This is a genomic window from Bradyrhizobium brasilense (assembly GCF_029714345.1).
GTDB classification, from domain to species: domain Bacteria; phylum Pseudomonadota; class Alphaproteobacteria; order Rhizobiales; family Xanthobacteraceae; genus Bradyrhizobium; species Bradyrhizobium australafricanum.
In genome coordinates, this window is the sequence record NZ_CP121669.1 from 863999 (window position 1) to 880286 (window position 16288).

Consider the following 16288-nt stretch of genomic DNA (forward strand, 5'->3'; position numbering starts at 1 on the left):
TCCTGGCCAACGCCCGATGACCTCTAGATGCAGATGCCGCAGCGCCCACACACTATAGAGATCAAGTAGCGTCGTAAGATCGCAGCCTTCGGACCACGCCCCCTCATTCGGTGAAAAAGCGCAGATCGACCCGTCCCGGAAATTCGTGTGGCGCGGACCAATCCAGCGTGAGTGCCCCGCGGCGTCGGTCCAGAAGCCCCATGCGCGAGGACCCGGACCCGATTTGTACGGAAGAGCTATGAGAAACGTGGCCTCCCGCGGCAAGCCCGGAATAACCGAGCTCTTAGCGAGAAGCCACATTCCGTCGTCATCCAAGAAAGTCTGCAGAGTGGGGTAGGCCTCAGCAAGGCGCTTCATTTGCTCTTCATAGCAGGCACGCAGGACGTCGCCGCCGAGCCGTGGTGAGGTACCGGCCGCCCATGGTCCAATGGCCGCCCCTTGCCGTCGGGCGGTCCTTTTCCGTGATCGGGCCGAGGATCTTCTCGCACTTTGTCGTTCATTTCCATTCTCCTGAGTTTCGGTGGCTACCGGGGACAGCTCGTCCACGGTGATCAGGCCATAGACGTGGACTCGAAGCGGTCGCTGCTGGTCCAATGCAGTTCCGACCTCACGCAACAAGGCCCGGACGTCCTCTCCCAGGGAGGCTTCACCCCGAATCGGAAATGTGCGAGTCTGTGTCACCCGCACAGCCTGCGCCCGAATGGACGGGCGTGTCAAGCCGTGCCATTCGCACAGAGAAAGCATGCCCTCATTCGAAGAAAAGCTGATTCGAGCCATAAGACGGAAACGTGAGGCTGAAGGACTAAGCATCCGAGCACTGTCAGCAGCCATAGGCGTCAGTTTCTCGACCCTCGCGAGAATCGAACGTGGGGAAGGGCTGCCAGATAACAACTCCAAGATTCGGCTTATGGAGTGGCTTGGTCCTGATGCCGAGGACGCCGGACTTGGGTTTGATAAAGTCGCATTCGTACACTTCCGAGCAGGCAAGAACGTTCGCTCGTCAACCGTCCGCACGTTGTTGAAGGCAGCTGAATGCCTGCGCCAAACTCTAGCGACTGGCGCCCATTGGTCTGGACATCAGGACGTTGATGACAACGCAACTTCTCCGAGCGTGTCGCTGTCGAAAGAAGAGCTTGAGCAAGCCGCTGAGAAATTCAGAGTGGATCTTGGGCTCTCGCAGGATGAGCCAATCGATAGTCTGCGCATCGAAGTGGACGGGATACAGGTTATCCCTGTTGGGAAGACGAACTGCCTTGATGCCCAAACGGTGAAGAACCTACGGGGAATTGCAGGCGGCGAATGGTCTGCAATGACTATTCCGCTGGATGCCGATAATGATAATTGGGTCGTGCTTTTGAATGACAGTCACACCATCGAGCGCCAACGCGTAACTCTATTGGAGGAGTATTGGCACATCCTTCTTGGCCACAAGCTCACGAAGATTGCCCGCGTAGCCGAATCATATGGCAGAACCTTCGACAAGGCGGAGGAGCACGACGCCTATTATTTGGCCTCGGCAGTACTGCTCCCAAAGACGGCACTTATCGACGCTGTTAGCAAGAAACGCTCTTCGGATGAGGTCGCGCAGTCATTTGGTACATCGACCGAATTAGTCGAGTATCGAGTAAAGCGGCTCGGTCTTTGGCGTGAGCATGTCGGTAAGCAGATCAAGTTGTCTCACGACTAGCCGGATCTGCTACTGATCGAACGTCCATGCCCCAAAGCTAGCCCGCGTCCAGTCCTTTCGACACGCTACAAATCACAAGATTTCTGCGGTCCCATGCGTCAAGCTCGTCAATCGGGTATAACACGGCTTTCCCGATTTTTATGTATGCAGGCCCTGTTCGCATCGCGCGCCAATTTCGCAGCGTGCCCACAGTGACCTCGCCACGGTAACGTGCAGACACTTCCTCGGCGGTAAGGAATTTGGCGTCTGTCATTCGTCTTCTCCATCACTCCACCGCACGAGGCGTCACTGTCGAGATCGCTGTGATGTTGACACCCAGAATGATAGAAGAAAACGACAATCTCGATGGCCCCGCGTAGCTTGCGTCGAGCGCGGACGAGTTGTCGCGTCGACCATCGTTGATACTCGCAGGATAGCGTGACGGAGCGTAGCAAAAATACTTGCTCCTCTCGGCCGCTGGTCCATGATGTATCGAAGGTGCGAGCGGCATCCTCGGCGGACCTGAAAGGGAAATCGCTCGAGAAGCCTCCTCCGCGGAAGCGGCTAGAAGGGCGGAAAATACGCCGATCCTGACGTCCTGAAATCCGACATTGCGTTTTAGAGGGGAAGGCCTTCCCCTGCGCCCGAGCCTGTGGTCTCGGCCGACCCCTTCTGCGAGGAGAGCCCCGCAACGCCCCCTTTAGAGTGAGAGGGCGGACCGGCTTCGCCGTGACGGGTTGAAGTTCGGAGGGGAGGCCTCCGGCGCCTGTCGTGGAGATGACCCATGACCCAAGTCGAAGTTCTGAGCGCTGCCCGCGACCGCGTCGGCGGCTACAAGGTGGACGTGACCCGCGGCGAACGCGTCAGCCGCGTATCGTCGGAATGGTTCTCGCGGCCCGCGGATGAGCGTTATCTATCCCTGTCGGACCTTTATGCCGCGGTACGTGGGCGGGCTGAGCGAAGCCGGATCCGAACGGTCGAGAGTGCTGCGATCCGGGTTGAGGCGAGCCGGGACGATGCCGAGCGCCTGGCTCTGCTGCTGCCCGGTTCCGACACGCCGATCGCGCCGACTCACTGGAGCTTCGGCCAGCTTGCCAGCCTGGTCGGAGCGCCGGCGACTTACCTTCGTCAGCTTCCGGCGCCGCTCGCTGGCATCAACCTGCAATTCGGCCTCAGCTCTCATCGGGCCGAGCAGGTCAAGACGCTCGAGATTGAAGATGGTCGCGTCGAGCTTCGCGCCGCTACGGGTCCCGAATATGGCCGTATATTCGACCACGAACTTGTGGCGGCCGTTCAGCGTATCGCCGGCAATGGCACGGGCGACACGCGCTGGAAGATCCCGGGCGTGCTTGACTGGTCGACTGGCGTCTACAACCCGAGCGCCGACATCACCCAGGACACGACGACGCTCTATGCGTCCGATCGCGATGTTTTCCTGTTCCTGGTCGACGACCTCAACCCCATCGAGGCCGGCCGGCTTCCCGACGGTTCGCCGGACCTCTACTTCCGCGGCTTCTACTGCTGGAATTCCGAGGTGGGCGCGAAGACGCTCGGCATGGCGAGCTTCTATCTCCGGGCCGTCTGCCAGAACCGTAATCTCTGGGGCGTCGAGGATTTCGAGGAGATCACCATCCGCCACTCCAAATACGCCGCCTCACGCTTTGCACACGAGGCGGCGCCGGCGCTGGCCAGCTTTGCCAACTCTTCACCGATGCCCTTCGTCAACGGCATCAAGGCCGCACGGGAAAAGATCGTCGCCCGCACCGACGACGACCGCAGCGAGTTCCTGCGCAAGCGCGGCTTCTCGAAGACAGAGACAGCGAACATCATCGAACGGGTGTTATCCGAGGAGGGGCGCAAGCCTGAAAGCGTGTTCGATTTCGTGCAAGGCATCACAGCGGTTGCGCGGGGCAAGACCCATCAGGACGCACGGCTCGATATGGAGGCGCGCGCCAAGAAGCTGCTCGACCGCGTAGCCTGAAACCCAGAAAGCCGGAGATGCGGAACGGCGTGTCTCCGGTTTCGTTGCTTTCCGTCTTTCCTAATTGCCGGTTTCGCAGCGCTGCCCTTGAGAGGAAGAGGACGGCGCTGCGCTTCGTGACGGCTTGGAGGCCCAGAGAGAGGCTTTGGGTCGGGCCGTCGCGGAGTATCACCCATGGCTACTGCCGTTCGGAAGATCACCCTGTCGTCCTCGCGCGACATTCCCTTCAACAAGCTGGTGCTTAGCCAGTCAAACGTCCGGCGTGTGAAGGCCGGCGTCTCCATCGAGGAGCTGGCCGAGGACATCGCCCGCCGTACCTTGCTCCAAAGCCTCAACGTCCGGCCGGTCCTCGACGTCGAAGGTGCCGAGACCGGCATGTTCGAGATCCCGGCCGGAGGACGTCGCTATCGGGCACTGCAGCTGCTGGTGAAGCAGAAGCGCCTGGCCAAGACTGCGCCGGTGCCTTGCGTCGTGCGCGATCCGGCGACCGACATTCTCGCCGAGGACGACTCGCTCGCCGAGAACATCCAGCGCGCGCCGCTGCACCCGCTCGACCAGTTCCGTGCCTTCCAGGCTCTGCGCGAGAAGGGGCAATCCGAGGAGGACATCGCTGCCGCCTTCTTCACGTCAGTCAACGTGGTGAAGCAGCGCCTGCGCCTCGCCTCGGTTTCGCCCGCGCTGCTCGACGTCTATGCTGAGGACGGCATGTCGCTCGAGCAGTTGATGGCGTTCACCGTCACCGCGGATCACGGCCGTCAAGAGCAGGTCTGGCAAGCTATCTCCGGCTCCTGGCAGAAGGAGCCCTACCAGATCCGCCGCACGTTGACGGAAAAGACGGTGCGTGCCTCCGACCGGCGGGCCGTGTTTGTCGGCCTCGACGTATACGAGGCGGCCGGGGGCGTGGTGCTGCGCGACCTGTTCCAGTCCGACGACGGCGGCTGGCTCGAGGACGTCGGTCTGCTCGACCGTCTGGTTACCGAGAAGTTGAAGGCGGAGGCGGAAACGATCGCCGCAGAAGGCTGGAAGTGGATCGAGGTCTCGATCGACTTCCCCTACGGCCACACGCGTGGCTTGCGCGAGCTGGACGGTGTATCCGCCGGTCTCACCGCCGACGAGCAGGCGACCATCGAGGCGCTTAAGGCCGAATTTGCCAGGCTCGAAGCCGAGCATGACGGTGCGGATGAGCTTCCCGACGAGGTTGACCACCGACTTGGCGAAATCGAGGCGGCTCTCGCCGCCTTTGACGATCGACCCATCAGCTATCAGCTTGCCGACGTCGCCCGCGCGGGTGTGTTCGTCGGTATCGACGCCGAAGGCACGCTCTTGGTTGATCGCGGTTACGTCCGGCCTGAGGACGAGCTGCCCGTGGCCGAGCCAGAGCAGGGCTGCGATGGCGAACCCGCCGCCGCGACCCTCGACGGCGCCGAACCATCAGCGCCGGGAGGCCAGCGCGCCGTCATCACCATCGGCGGGCAGGTCGCGGAGGCCGAGGACGAGGATGATGATTCGGTGAAGCCGCTACCGGACCGCCTGCTGACCGAGCTCACGGCGGAGCGGACTTTGGCGCTGCGCGACAGGCTGGCGATCACGCCTTCGGTCGCTTTCCAGGCGGTGCTGTACAAGTTCTGCCTCGACGTCTTCTCCCGCTATTCCTCCTATGGGACGGCGATGGAGGTCTCGGTGCGAAGCGCCAGCTTCCCGGTGCAGGCGCAAGGGCTGAAGGACACGCCAGCGGCCAAGGCGATCGACGCGCGCCATAAGACGTGGGAGGAGCGCCTGCCGAAAGACAAGGCCGATCTCTGGGACTGGCTCACCGGTCTGACGGGCGATGAGCAGGCGGCGCTCTTCGCGCACTGCGCCTCATTCGGCGTCAACGCGCTCTACGAGAAGGGCGATCGCTACGGCGGCGGCGCCACCCCGCACACCATTGAGCGGCGGATCACTGAGGCCGATCGCATCGCCCGGGCCGTCGACCTCGACATGGTGGTGTCCGGTTGGCGTCCGACCGTCGAAAACTATCTCGGCCGCGTGCCGAAGCGCCGCATCCTGGAGGCGGTGCGGGAGGGTACCGGCGAGCGGGCCGCGCAGCTCATCGATCATCTGAAGAAGGGCGACATGGCCAAGGAGGCTGAACGGCTCCTGGCCGAGACCGGCTGGTTGCCCGAGCCCCTCCGGGTGACCGGCGCCGACCAAGCGGTGACCGTCGACGCCGCGGAGCCAGAGAGCGATGGCGAGGCGCTGCCTGAATTCCTCGCCGGCGACGACGAGAGAACTCCGGCCGATGAAGCGGACGAGTCGCGCATGATCGCGGCCGAATAGCTCGAGCACGCGGGGCGGCTTCGGCCGCCCCGCCTCTTTTCATTGCCATTCACCCCAAAGCCTGGCTCGAGCCGGGCTTTTGCATTCTGGAGGCTCCCGTGCCCCTCTTCACCATCGAGACGACCTATCATTTGCCGGTCCGCCGGCAGCGAACCTACGACGCCGAAACGCTCGACCAAGCCTGCGGCCTTGCAATCGCCGACGAGGGCTGGGACGGCAATAAGTCGGACGTTGAAACGTCCGGCGAGACCTATGTTACCGGTGCCTGGGAAGGACGCGACGCCGCCTATGTCAGCCGCCCCCTGCCGTTCCCCTCACGTTTCGACGAGCAGGTCCAACGCAAGGCCAACCATTTCGAGTTGCTGCTCGGTCTGCTCAAGATACTCGCCGCCCCGGAGGGAGGCTCAGTGGGTGTCGAGCTTTGGCGCCGACGGGCGGACGCCGCCATCGCCAAGGCCGAGGCCATTCTCGCGGGCGAAGACGACCCGATCGAGGGAGCTGCGTCATGACGAAATACATCGTCACTGTCGTCGAAGCCGGGGCGAGCTACCTCGCGGAAGCGGTCGCCGCCGCTGACGACGGTCGGGCGTCGCCGTCTTAGCAATTCGGATACTGAGGAACGCTCTGTGCGTGGCGCGCCGCCCTCCGGTGGGGCGCCGTTTCTCATGTCGGGCACCGCCTTGATGCTGAGAGGGAGAGGACGGCCGGGACGGGTTTGGGCCGGTGCGGTCAGAGAGAGCGCCGATCGGTTCGCCCGTTCCCGCTCTCCTGAAGGCTTCCTCCATGACTGACCTTTCCCCGATCGCGGCCGACCAGCTCGCGCCGATCTCGCCTGTTCGCACTCCCGAGGGCGCCATAATCGCTGCGGCTGAACGGCTCCTCCCGCATCTCGAGCGCAGCCAACGCATCGACGCCGCAATCCTGCGCGCCGCGATGGAAGTGGCCTTCGGCGCGTCCGATGCGACGGGCGCCTGGGATTGGAAGACGGCCTATGATGCCTGTGAAGCCGCCACAGTCCTGTTCCTGCGCAAATACGGAAAGGCGCTCTTCCGCAAAGCTGATTCTGCGGGTTCACGACTTTCCGCTTTGGACAAGATCGCGGGACTTCTGCCGACCCACACGCGCCGCTCTGCCGAGGGCGAGGCCTTTCAGCAATTCTCGACGCCGATCCCGCTCGGCCTGGCGGCGCTGACCGCGGCCGCCATCACGGCAGCGGATCGCGTGCTGGAGCCGTCCGCAGGCACCGGGCTGCTTGCTATCCTCGCCGACGTTGCCGGCGGCGGGCTCGTGCTGAACGAACTGGCCGAGACCCGGGCCACCTTGCTCTCTTCCCTCTTTCCGGCCATTTCCGTCACGCGCTTCGACGCGGCCCAGATCGACGATCACCTCGACCCCACGGTGGTCCCAAGCGTCGTGTTGATGAACCCGCCGTTCTCGGCGATGGCGAATGTTTCCGGCCGCATGGCCGATACGGCGTGCCGTCACATCGCCTCGGCGCTGGCGCGTCTTGCCGATGGCGGCCGGCTGGTCACGATATCAGGCGCAAACTTCTCACCCGAAGCCTCAGCCTGGCGCGACGCCTTCAGCCGATTGCAGGAGCACGGCCGCGTGGTGTTCACCGCCGCGATCGCCGGTGCGGTCTATGCCAAGCACGGCACCACGATCGAGACGCGCCTCACCGTCATTGACAAGGTGCCTGCCGATGACCCGAGCGCGTTCCCGGCGTCGCCGGGAATGGCGCCCGACGTCGCGACACTGCTCCGCTGGATCGGCGAACAAGTTCCACCTCGCCTGAGCGTTGTATCAAGCGGCACGCTTCCCATATCAGTCTCGCCGGCGCCTCGCACCGTGCGCGGCTATCTGGCGCGGGCGGCCGGGCAGACGGACAAACCGTCGGTCGCCGATCCTGAAGCCGTCGACCTCGCCTACGAGACAGTCGATTGGACGCCGCCCGAAGGCGCGCGCCTCAGCGACGCCATCTATGAGGAGTACCGGCTCCAATCGATCCGGATCCCTGGCGCGCAGGCGCATCCGACCAAGCTGGTGCAGTCGGCCGCGATGGCCTCGGTCGCACCGCCGAAGCCGAGCTACAGACCCAGCCTGCCGGCGAACCTCGTTGGTGGCGGCGTCCTCTCAGACGCCCAGCTTGAAACGGTCATCTACGCCGGCGAGGCGCATGGCAACTATCTCGCCGGCGCCTGGACCGTTGACGAGACCTTCGACCTCGTCACGGCCGCCCGCGACGACGCACCGAACGCCGTCCGCTTCCGTCGCGGCTTCATGCTCGGTGACGGGACCGGCGCCGGCAAGGGTCGCCAGTCCGCCGGCATCATTCTCGACAACTGGCTGCAGGGCCGGCGCAAGGCGGTCTGGATCTCGAAGTCCGACAAGCTGCTCGAGGACGCGCAGCGCGACTGGTCGGCGCTCGGCATGGAGCGTCTACTGGTCACCCCGCTCTCGCGCTTCCCTCAAGGGCGCGACATCCGGTTGGCCGAAGGCGTCCTATTTTTAACCTACGCTACGCTGCGGTCCGACGACCGCGGCGAGAAGCTTTCGCGCGTCCGGCAGATTGTTCAATGGTTGGGCTCCGACTTCGACGGCGTCATCATTTTCGACGAGAGCCATGCCATGCAGAATGCCGGTGGCGGCAAGGGCGAGCGGGGCGATGTCGCCGCCTCGCAACAGGGGCGTGCCGGCTTGCGCCTGCAGCATGCGCTGCCCAATGCCCGCGTCGTCTATGTCTCGGCGACCGGCGCCACCACGGTCCACAATCTCGCCTACGCCCAACGCCTCGGCCTGTGGGGCGGTGAGGATTTTCCGTTTGCCACCCGCGCCGAGTTCGTCGAAGCGATCGAAGAGGGCGGCGTCGCGGCGATGGAGGTGCTCTCCCGCGATCTTCGTTCACTCGGCCTCTACACCGCCCGCTCGCTTTCCTACGACGGCGTCGAATACGAGCTGGTCGAGCACCAGCTCACCGACGAGCAGCGGCGCATCTACGACGCCTACGCCGGCGCCTTCAGCATCATCCACAATCACCTCGACGCGGCGATGCAGGCCGCCAACATCACCGGCGAGACCGGGACGCTCAATCGACAGGCGAAGTCAGCCGCGCGCTCGGCTTTCGAGTCCGCGAAGCAGCGCTTCTTTGGCCATCTGCTCACCAGCATGAAGACGCCGACCCTGGTTCGCCTCATCGAGCGGGACCTGGCCGAGGGCCATGCCGCGGTGATCCAGATCGTGTCGACCGGCGAGGCGCTGATGGAGCGGCGGCTCGCCGAGATTCCACCTGAGGAATGGAACGACGTGCGGGTCGACATCACGCCGCGTGAGTACGTGCTCGACTACCTCGCCCATTCCTTCCCGGTGCAACTCTATGAGCCCTTCACCGACGCCGAGGGCAATCTCTCCTCCCGGCCCGTTTTCCGCGACGGCCAGCCCGTGGAGAGCCGTGAGGCCGTCGCTCGCCGCAATGAACTGATCGAGCGGCTCGCTTCGCTTCCGCCTGTTGCCGGCGCGCTCGACCAGATCGTGCAGCGTTTCGGCACGGACCTGGTGGCGGAAGTGACCGGACGTTCGCGGCGCGTTGTGCGCAGGGGTGACCGGCTTGCCGTCGAGAACCGGGCGGCCTCCGCCAATCTCGCAGAGACCGCCGCGTTCATGGACGACTTGAAGCAAGTGCTTGTCTTCTCGGAGGCTGGCGGCACGGGCCGCAGCTATCACGCCGAACTCTCGGCGCGGAATCGCCGGCTTCGCGTCCATTATCTGCTCGAGCCGGGCTGGAAGGCCGATGCCGCGATCCAGGGGCTTGGTCGAACGAACCGCACCAACCAGGCGCAGCCGCCGCTGTTCTGCCCCATTGCGACCGACGTCAAGGCGGAGAAACGCTTCCTTTCGACCATTGCCCGCCGGCTCGATACGCTGGGTGCCATCACGCGCGGCCAGCGCCAGACCGGCGGCCAGGGTCTATTCCGGCCCGAGGACAATCTCGAGAGCCACTACGCCCGGGATGCGCTGCGCCAGCTCTATCTGCTGCTCGCGCGCGGCAAGGTAGAAGGCTGCTCGCTCCAGACCTTCGAGGATGCCACGGGCCTGAGGCTCACGGACGAAAACGGCATCAAGGACGAGCTGCCACCGATCACGACGTTCCTGAATCGCCTGCTCGCGCTCACCATCGACCTACAAGGTCTGCTGTTCACGGCCTTCGAGCAGCTCCTCAACGCCAAGGTCGAGGGCGCCATCGCCAGCGGTGTCTACGACGTCGGCCTCGAGACGCTGCAGGCCGAGAGCTTCGTCGTCACCGATCGGCGCCCGATCTACACGCACCCTTCGACCGGCGCCGAAACCCGGCTGCTCACGATCACCGAACGCCGGTGCAATCATCCCATGACGCTTGATCAAGCGCTCGATTATCTCGCCGATCCTCAGGCGGTGCTGCTGGTCAACGAGCGCTCGGGCCGTGCCGCCGTGCAGATTCCGGCGCCAAGCTTCATGCTCGATGACGGCGAGATCGAATGCCGCGTGCGGCTGATCCGCCCCATGGAGCACCATCACGCTTCGATAAAGATGATGGACGAGAGCCACTGGCAGCCTGCCGATCGCGAGACGTTCGCCGCAGCCTGGAACGGAGAAGTCGTCGACGTCCCCGGGTTTGCTGAGAGCACCCTCCACATCGTCTCGGGTTTGTTGTTGCCGATCTGGAAGCGGCTGCCGAACGAGTTGACCCGGATCTATCGGCTCCAGACCGACGAGGGCGAACGCATCATCGGTCGCAGGGTCTCGCCAGCCTGGGCGGCGAACGCTTGCGCTACTGCTACCTGCAGCTTGACGCCACACGAAGCCTTCTCGGCGCTGATGGAGGGGCGCACCATCCTTGACCTCGCCGAGGACCTGCAGCTCCGTCGTGTCCGCGTCATGGGCGCCTCTCGCATCGAGCTGTCCGGCTTCACCGATGCAATGCGTGAGCGGCTGCGCGCCTACGGCCTCTTCGGCGAGATCATCTCGTGGAAGCTGCGCATGTTTGTCCCCACAGATGCGACTGGCGCTGCGGTGTTGGCGAAGGTGCTCGACCACTATCCGGTGGCGCGCATCGGTGAGCGGGGGGCAGCCTGATGGCCCGCGAGAACGCCTCCGAACTGGCCCGTCGTCTCGCGCGTGAGGCCGAGGCGGTGTGTCGCCATTACCTGTCCAACGGGCGGCGCCAGGGCCGCTACTGGACAGTGGGCGACGTCCGCAATACGCCCGGCCGGTCGATGTTCGTCCGGCTCAGCGGACCGGAATCCGGTCGCGGCGCCGCTGGGCATTGGCGGGATGCTGCCTCGGCCGAACATGGCGATCTCCTCGACGTGATCCGCGAAAGCTGCGGTTACACCAGCTTTCGCGACGTCGCCAATGAGGCACGACGCTTTCTGAGTCTGCCGCGTCCAGAACCGGAGCTCGAGCCAAATCACCTCCGATCGAAAAAATCGCCCGCGCCCCTCGGATCGCCGGAGGCGGCGCGGCGGCTCTTCGGCATGTCGCAGTCGATCGTGGGCACACTCGCAGAAGAGTATCTCCGCAATCGCGGCATTACGGCTTTGCACGAAACCGGAGGTCTGCGTTTTCACCCACGTTGCTACTACAGGCCCGACGACCACAGCGCGACTGAGACGTGGCCGGCGATGATCGCCGCCGTCACTGATCTGGACGGCCACCTGACCGGCGCGCATCGTACCTGGCTTGACCCCGGAGGCTTCAGCGAGACGACGCTCGGCAAGGCGCGGATCGACACCCCGAAACGGGCGATGGGCGACCTGCTTGGTCACGCGGTTCGATTTGGTGTAGCGGGTGAAGTCATGGCGGCCGGCGAGGGCATCGAGACGATGCTGTCGCTCCGCAGCATTCTGCCGACAATGCCGATGGTCGCAGCCCTCTCGGCCGCGCATCTCTCCGCTATCCTTCTCCCGGACAGGCTCCGCCGGCTCTACATCGCCCGCGATGACGATCCTGCCGGTGACGGCGCCATGGCAACCTTAATCGATCGGGCGCAGGAGACTGGGATCGAGGCAATCGTGATCTCGCCACGGCTTGGCGACTTCAACGAGGATCTTCGCCTGCTCGGATTTGACGCCCTTCAGGCCGCAAGCCGCGTGCAGATCGCGGTGCAGGATGTTGCGCGCTTTATGGAGCTGGCGGCATAGCCGGAACGGAGATGAGGTGCGACGCAGCCGCTTCGTTATCGCGAGGCCGGTGGTCCTGCTTCCCCTCAGTGCCGGAGAGGACCGCTCCACGGCCTTCTGAGAGGGCGATCGGGCGGCAAGCGGCCCGGACCGGCAACCTTGTGGACCGACTATTTTCCGTCGGCGGCTGAGCCGCCTTTACATCGCGAGGCAAAATAGTCGGCCCCCTTCGGTCCTCCGCTAACGCTCCGGCCCTCCGCTGCGCTGCGGGTGCAAGTCCGTTCCGCTCGCCGCCTTCGTCGCCATGAAGGCCGCGATGGGCGCGGTCGACCCGACGAGAGGAAAGCCGCAATGACCACCAACCGAGGCGACGATTTCGAGCCGCACCACGGCTCATCTCCGACCGATCAAGTCCTCCAGGAACTTCAGCTCCATGGCTACCGTCCCTTCCACGATGAGCCCGATCCCCGGTGGCTCCCTGAGGCGCGAGTCCTCACCGGCAGCATCGCCGACATCTTCGATGCCCTCGTGGTGGCGCTGTCCGATACCCGTCTTGAGCCCGACCTCGAAGACCTGCTCTGGTCGACAGTGAACGTCTTCCATCGTGCCATCGACAGGATCGAGCGCGAGCTCGACGACAACGAACTGGCGCAGCAGCGGTCGCAGCGGGAGCAGGATGGTAGCGAGATCAAATCCGTCGAGCTGGAACGACTGACAGCGGAGGGGCAGACGCTGATCGAGCGACGCAACGCCTTCGAGCTGATGCGCGACCGGGCCGCCGATGAGTTCGAACGCCACACCCATTCCGCATGGCGACCGCGCAACGGGTCGAAGGTCAACCACCGCAATCTGACCTCCGCGATGATTGACAGCCGCGACTTCCTGGTCGCGAAGAAGCGCGCCGACCATCAGGTGCTCATGCCGTCCGGACCGAAAGTCGCGCTGACTGGTGGTCTCGACTTCAACGATCACCGGTTGATCTGGGCCAAACTTGACCAGGTGCACGCCAAGCATGCGGACATGGTGTTGCTGCACGGCGGATCGCCCAAGGGCGCCGAGCTGATCGCCGCCAAGTGGGCCGACAACCGCAAGGTCCCGCAGATCGCCTTCAGGCCCGACTGGACGAAGCATGCCAAGGCCGCTCCGTTCAAACGCAATGATGCGATGCTCAACGAGCTGCCGATCGGGGTGATACATTTCCCGGGCACGGGAATCCAGGACAATCTCGCCGACAAGGCGAAGAAGCTCGGCATCCCAGTCTGGAGGTTCGGCGGCGCATAGCGCCGCTCTCGCCGCAATGCGTAGTGACTTGAGAGCGGAAAGGCGGATCGCCGGCTTTCCGCAAACCCACTTTTCAGTCCGGCTCACCCGTTACGGCGATCCGTGCCGCACGGGCATAGTGCGCCAACTCCGCATCGTTCTCGATCAGATCGTCGAGCAGCGCCTTCATGTCGCTCTGGTCAGACACCGATTGAAGCGGCCCCGGCTGCCGCTCGATCGCCAGCACCGCAATGGCAAGCGCCTTCTTCACCAGATGCAGGTCGCGCCCCGTGAATTCCGCCATGGCGCCTCACTCCATCATGACACTTCGCAATGCACTTTAGCCGATCAGCCAACGGCCGGTAGGGGCGACGATTTCCCGAGCGCCCTTGCAGCAGGCTGCGAGGCACGGCTCCTGCCGGCGGGCGCCACCCCGCGTCTATCAGCGCTGATCCTTGGTCGGACCGAGAGGCCTGACGCCATCAACCCGCAGGGGGTCGGCTTACGCGTGAGCGTGCCGCCGCTCCGTCTTCGTCTGCGCGGTGATTGCGGCCCTCGGCCCGACACATCGGGCGCCTGTCGCGCGGGGTTGGTCCCCGCCTCAGTACAGGAGCCGGATCAATGTCTCAAGCCCTCGCCTTCGCTAACGGCTGGAATCTCGCCACCACCCTCATGGTCTGCGTCGTCGTCTTCCAGTCGGGCACAGGCGCCTACGGCGTCATGCCATCCGGTGAGTACGATGGCGATCCCGCCGCCATCGTTCACGAATTCGACCCCTTCCAACCATGAAGGGTGCATCGCTACGCGAGTTGGACTGCGGAAGGCTAGCGGGATTTTCGTTCCCGCTGGCGCCTGTCTGCAGCTATACTCATTCTCGCGCCGTGGTGGTGGTGGAAGGCGCGACCGTCAGACCTTTATCTCACGGAGCCCACCGCCATGATTATCCTCGGACCACTGCTCGTTATCCTCGGCATCGGCTTCCTCGGCTGGCTGCTCTTCACGCTTGCTATCTTCGCACTGCCCGTCTTCGTCGGCTTGACGATCGGCATCTGGAGCTTCCACACGGGGGCCGGCATATTCGGCGGCATCGCAGTGGGCCTCGCGGCGGGCGGCGCAACCTTCGGCGTCGGCCAACTTGCGCTCGCCTTCGTGACACGGACCTGGCTCCGGCTCCTGATCATCATCCTCTATGTCGCGCCCGCCACCGTCGCCAGTTACAACGCCACGCATGGAATCGCCCAGATGGCGATGCCTTCACCCACCTGGCAAACGATTTTCTCGGCCATCGGGGCCATTGCCGTCAGCATCACGGCCTTCGTCCGCTTCACCGGAATGGCCGCAGGCGGACCAGCAAGACAGCGCTTGGCGCAGGGTTGACGTCAGCACGCCGACTGGGGCGACCCCCGGACCAGACATCCAGAATGCACGCGGCCTTCATCATCGAACCTGGGCTATGAGCGGCCCAGCGCCGAGGCTTGGCCCATCATTGCAAGGTGGGTCGGCTTGTGGCGGTCGTTGGAGTGTGGATAGGATTCCATCAAATACGAGAAGGGGCGAATACGTGACCGAGGATCGCGACGCGCTGCTCGCCTTTTTGCCAAGAACGTCGCTGTTTTGGACGAAGAAGACGTCGCTAAGCCCTGAGGCTCAACCAAGACATCGGGCGAGAGGTGCCCGTAAAGAAAGGCCGGGGCACTAGCCCCGACTTCAATTCGTTGTGCATTCGACTTGCTGGTAATCCTAGTTTACACCTGCCCCTGGAACGATGACCGGTCCAGCCGTACCCTAAATCTCTGTCCCGCTCAGTGAACATTCTCCGGCGAATCCGCATCGACCCGGTCGCCTTCGATCGAAGTGGACGGCTTTCCGTCGACGCCGACAGGCACTGCGCCGCGTAACGTGATCCGATAGAGCTGTCGGTCGAAGTCGAGGCTGAAGATGTCGCGCGGCGCAAGGTGAAATGTCGTCCGATTGTCCCAGAACGCGATGCTGTTGGGATGCCAGCGGAAGCGAACGGTAAATTCCAGGCGCGAGACGTTGCTCGAATAGCAACTCGAGGAGATGCTGGCTCTCCCGCGGGCTGACGCTGGAAATCGTCTTAAGAAAGCTTGGGCTGACAAACAGCACTCGCTCTCCTGTTTCTGGAATCACCCGAACGAGCGGATGCTCGCTTACGGGCGGCCGTCGCTTGTTTTTCTCGATGAAATCTGCGGTCGCGGTCTGGCCTATTGCTGATTAACGGGAGCCAAGCGAGTTGCGTCGGCGCCGCGTGCGTCAATACTGATCGGGACAGGACCGTGTGCGGTGTCGCCACTGGGATAGCTTCTCGTGCCCCGCTGCCTGCGTGATCACGTGAGCGAGTTCGAAGACTGGGATCAGCTTCAATTTAATCCACCATACAAGACCAGCGACAAGGTCTTCGGAAACGCTTCTCCGCCGGAAGATCTCTGTAAAGGCTGCAATCTGGTGAGAGCTGATTTTCACGGCTTCGAAGTCTGTTTCTCCTATTATTTATCATGGCTTTTCGCTTGGCGTGGCCGGTCCCCAGGCAAAGCCGGAAGCTGTAGGAACTTAGCCGCGCAGAAGCGCGGCCATTGCTCGCGAATGCGGCCCCGGTTGATGGGCCGCCTAAAGGTGGCAGCTACGCAAGCATGGTGATCGAAGCGAGCATAGTCTTTCCTAACTGTCACCCGCCGCTCAAGTGCGGCGAGCTGGTTGATATCCGACGGAACAGGTGGATTTGCTTTCCATAGCTCGCGTATGTCATCGACTATGAAATCCACCAGCGACACAGTGCGCCGTCACTCTTCCGTAGGTGCTCACAAGTTGGCGATCGGAAAATATGCCCGCCCGATCAAACCCTAACCCGGCAGATTTCCGCGCATGTTGACAGATGCGTTTATGATC

12 protein-coding genes are annotated in these 16288 nt (G+C 63.7%); 9 read left to right on the forward strand and 3 right to left on the reverse strand.

Annotated elements, in window-relative coordinates; all coding sequences use genetic code 11:
* Positions 1 to 742: 742 nt before the first annotated feature.
* A complete protein-coding gene (locus QA635_RS03915; protein WP_283067055.1) occupies positions 743 to 1687 on the forward strand; it encodes an XRE family transcriptional regulator in 945 nt (314 codons plus the stop codon).
* Positions 1688 to 1724: 37 nt separating this feature from the next.
* On the opposite strand, the gene QA635_RS03920 is transcribed toward QA635_RS03915, so the two are convergent.
* Positions 1725 to 1940 carry a helix-turn-helix transcriptional regulator gene (locus tag QA635_RS03920; RefSeq protein WP_080586093.1) on the reverse strand — a complete coding sequence of 72 codons (216 nt, stop codon included), beginning with the start codon at positions 1938 to 1940 and terminating at the stop codon, positions 1725 to 1727.
* A 510-nt stretch (positions 1941 to 2450) separates the two neighbouring features.
* On the opposite strand from QA635_RS03920, the gene QA635_RS03925 reads away from it, so the two are divergent.
* The 6 genes from QA635_RS03925 to QA635_RS03950 all read left to right on the forward strand — a co-directional run bounded on the left by QA635_RS03925 (position 2451) and on the right by QA635_RS03950 (position 13402).
* A complete protein-coding gene (locus QA635_RS03925; protein WP_283067058.1) occupies positions 2451 to 3647 on the forward strand; it encodes a DUF932 domain-containing protein in 1197 nt (398 codons plus the stop codon).
* A gap of 174 nt (positions 3648 to 3821) precedes the next feature.
* Complete coding sequence (locus QA635_RS03930) at positions 3822 to 5966, forward strand: ParB/RepB/Spo0J family partition protein (protein WP_283067060.1); 2145 nt, start codon at positions 3822 to 3824, stop codon at positions 5964 to 5966.
* A gap of 98 nt (positions 5967 to 6064) precedes the next feature.
* Entirely contained in the window at positions 6065 to 6475 is a 411-nt protein-coding gene (locus QA635_RS03935) for a hypothetical protein (protein ID WP_283067062.1), read from the forward strand.
* Positions 6476 to 6749: 274 nt separating this feature from the next.
* Positions 6750 to 11075: a strawberry notch family protein gene (locus tag QA635_RS03940; protein ID WP_283067064.1), complete on the forward strand. Its 4326-nt coding sequence runs from the start codon at positions 6750 to 6752 to the stop codon at positions 11073 to 11075.
* Positions 11075 to 12142 carry a DUF7146 domain-containing protein gene (locus QA635_RS03945; protein WP_283067066.1) on the forward strand — a complete coding sequence of 356 codons (1068 nt, stop codon included), beginning with the start codon at positions 11075 to 11077 and terminating at the stop codon, positions 12140 to 12142. The genes QA635_RS03940 and QA635_RS03945 overlap by 1 nt, the downstream gene beginning before the upstream one ends.
* Positions 12143 to 12472: 330 nt before the next feature.
* Entirely contained in the window at positions 12473 to 13402 is a 930-nt protein-coding gene (locus tag QA635_RS03950) for a DUF2493 domain-containing protein (protein WP_283067068.1), read from the forward strand.
* A gap of 73 nt (positions 13403 to 13475) precedes the next feature.
* On the opposite strand, the gene QA635_RS03955 is transcribed toward QA635_RS03950, so the two are convergent.
* Entirely contained in the window at positions 13476 to 13685 is a 210-nt protein-coding gene (locus tag QA635_RS03955) for a hypothetical protein (protein ID WP_038378294.1), read from the reverse strand.
* A gap of 317 nt (positions 13686 to 14002) precedes the next feature.
* Between QA635_RS03955 and QA635_RS03960 the strand changes: the two genes are divergently transcribed.
* Both QA635_RS03960 and QA635_RS03965 read left to right on the forward strand, forming a co-directional pair.
* Positions 14003 to 14170: a hypothetical protein gene (locus tag QA635_RS03960; RefSeq protein ID WP_018268905.1), complete on the forward strand. Its 168-nt coding sequence runs from the start codon at positions 14003 to 14005 to the stop codon at positions 14168 to 14170.
* Between the two features lie 147 nt (positions 14171 to 14317).
* Complete coding sequence (locus tag QA635_RS03965; protein WP_283067072.1) at positions 14318 to 14758, forward strand: hypothetical protein; 441 nt, start codon at positions 14318 to 14320, stop codon at positions 14756 to 14758.
* 425 nt (positions 14759 to 15183) lie between these two features.
* On the opposite strand, the gene QA635_RS41650 is transcribed toward QA635_RS03965, so the two are convergent.
* On the reverse strand, positions 15184 to 15501 hold the full coding sequence (locus QA635_RS41650; RefSeq protein WP_425249127.1) for a TauD/TfdA family dioxygenase: 318 nt from the start codon (positions 15499 to 15501) through the stop codon (positions 15184 to 15186).
* Positions 15502 to 16288: the final 787 nt, after the last annotated feature.

Coding starts and splice junctions, on each gene's coding strand:
- QA635_RS03915 (WP_283067055.1), top strand. CDS start 743: ATGCCCTCATTCGAAGAAAAGCTGATTCGAGCCATAAGACGGAAACGT.
- QA635_RS03920 (WP_080586093.1), bottom strand. CDS start 1,940: ATGACAGACGCCAAATTCCTTACCGCCGAGGAAGTGTCTGCACGTTAC.
- QA635_RS03925 (WP_283067058.1), top strand. CDS start 2,451: ATGACCCAAGTCGAAGTTCTGAGCGCTGCCCGCGACCGCGTCGGCGGC.
- QA635_RS03930 (WP_283067060.1), top strand. CDS start 3,822: ATGGCTACTGCCGTTCGGAAGATCACCCTGTCGTCCTCGCGCGACATT.
- QA635_RS03940 (WP_283067064.1), top strand. CDS start 6,750: ATGACTGACCTTTCCCCGATCGCGGCCGACCAGCTCGCGCCGATCTCG.
- QA635_RS03945 (WP_283067066.1), top strand. CDS start 11,075: ATGGCCCGCGAGAACGCCTCCGAACTGGCCCGTCGTCTCGCGCGTGAG.
- QA635_RS03950 (WP_283067068.1), top strand. CDS start 12,473: ATGACCACCAACCGAGGCGACGATTTCGAGCCGCACCACGGCTCATCT.
- QA635_RS03955 (WP_038378294.1), bottom strand. CDS start 13,685: ATGGCGGAATTCACGGGGCGCGACCTGCATCTGGTGAAGAAGGCGCTT.
- QA635_RS03960 (WP_018268905.1), top strand. CDS start 14,003: ATGTCTCAAGCCCTCGCCTTCGCTAACGGCTGGAATCTCGCCACCACC.
- QA635_RS03965 (WP_283067072.1), top strand. CDS start 14,318: ATGATTATCCTCGGACCACTGCTCGTTATCCTCGGCATCGGCTTCCTC.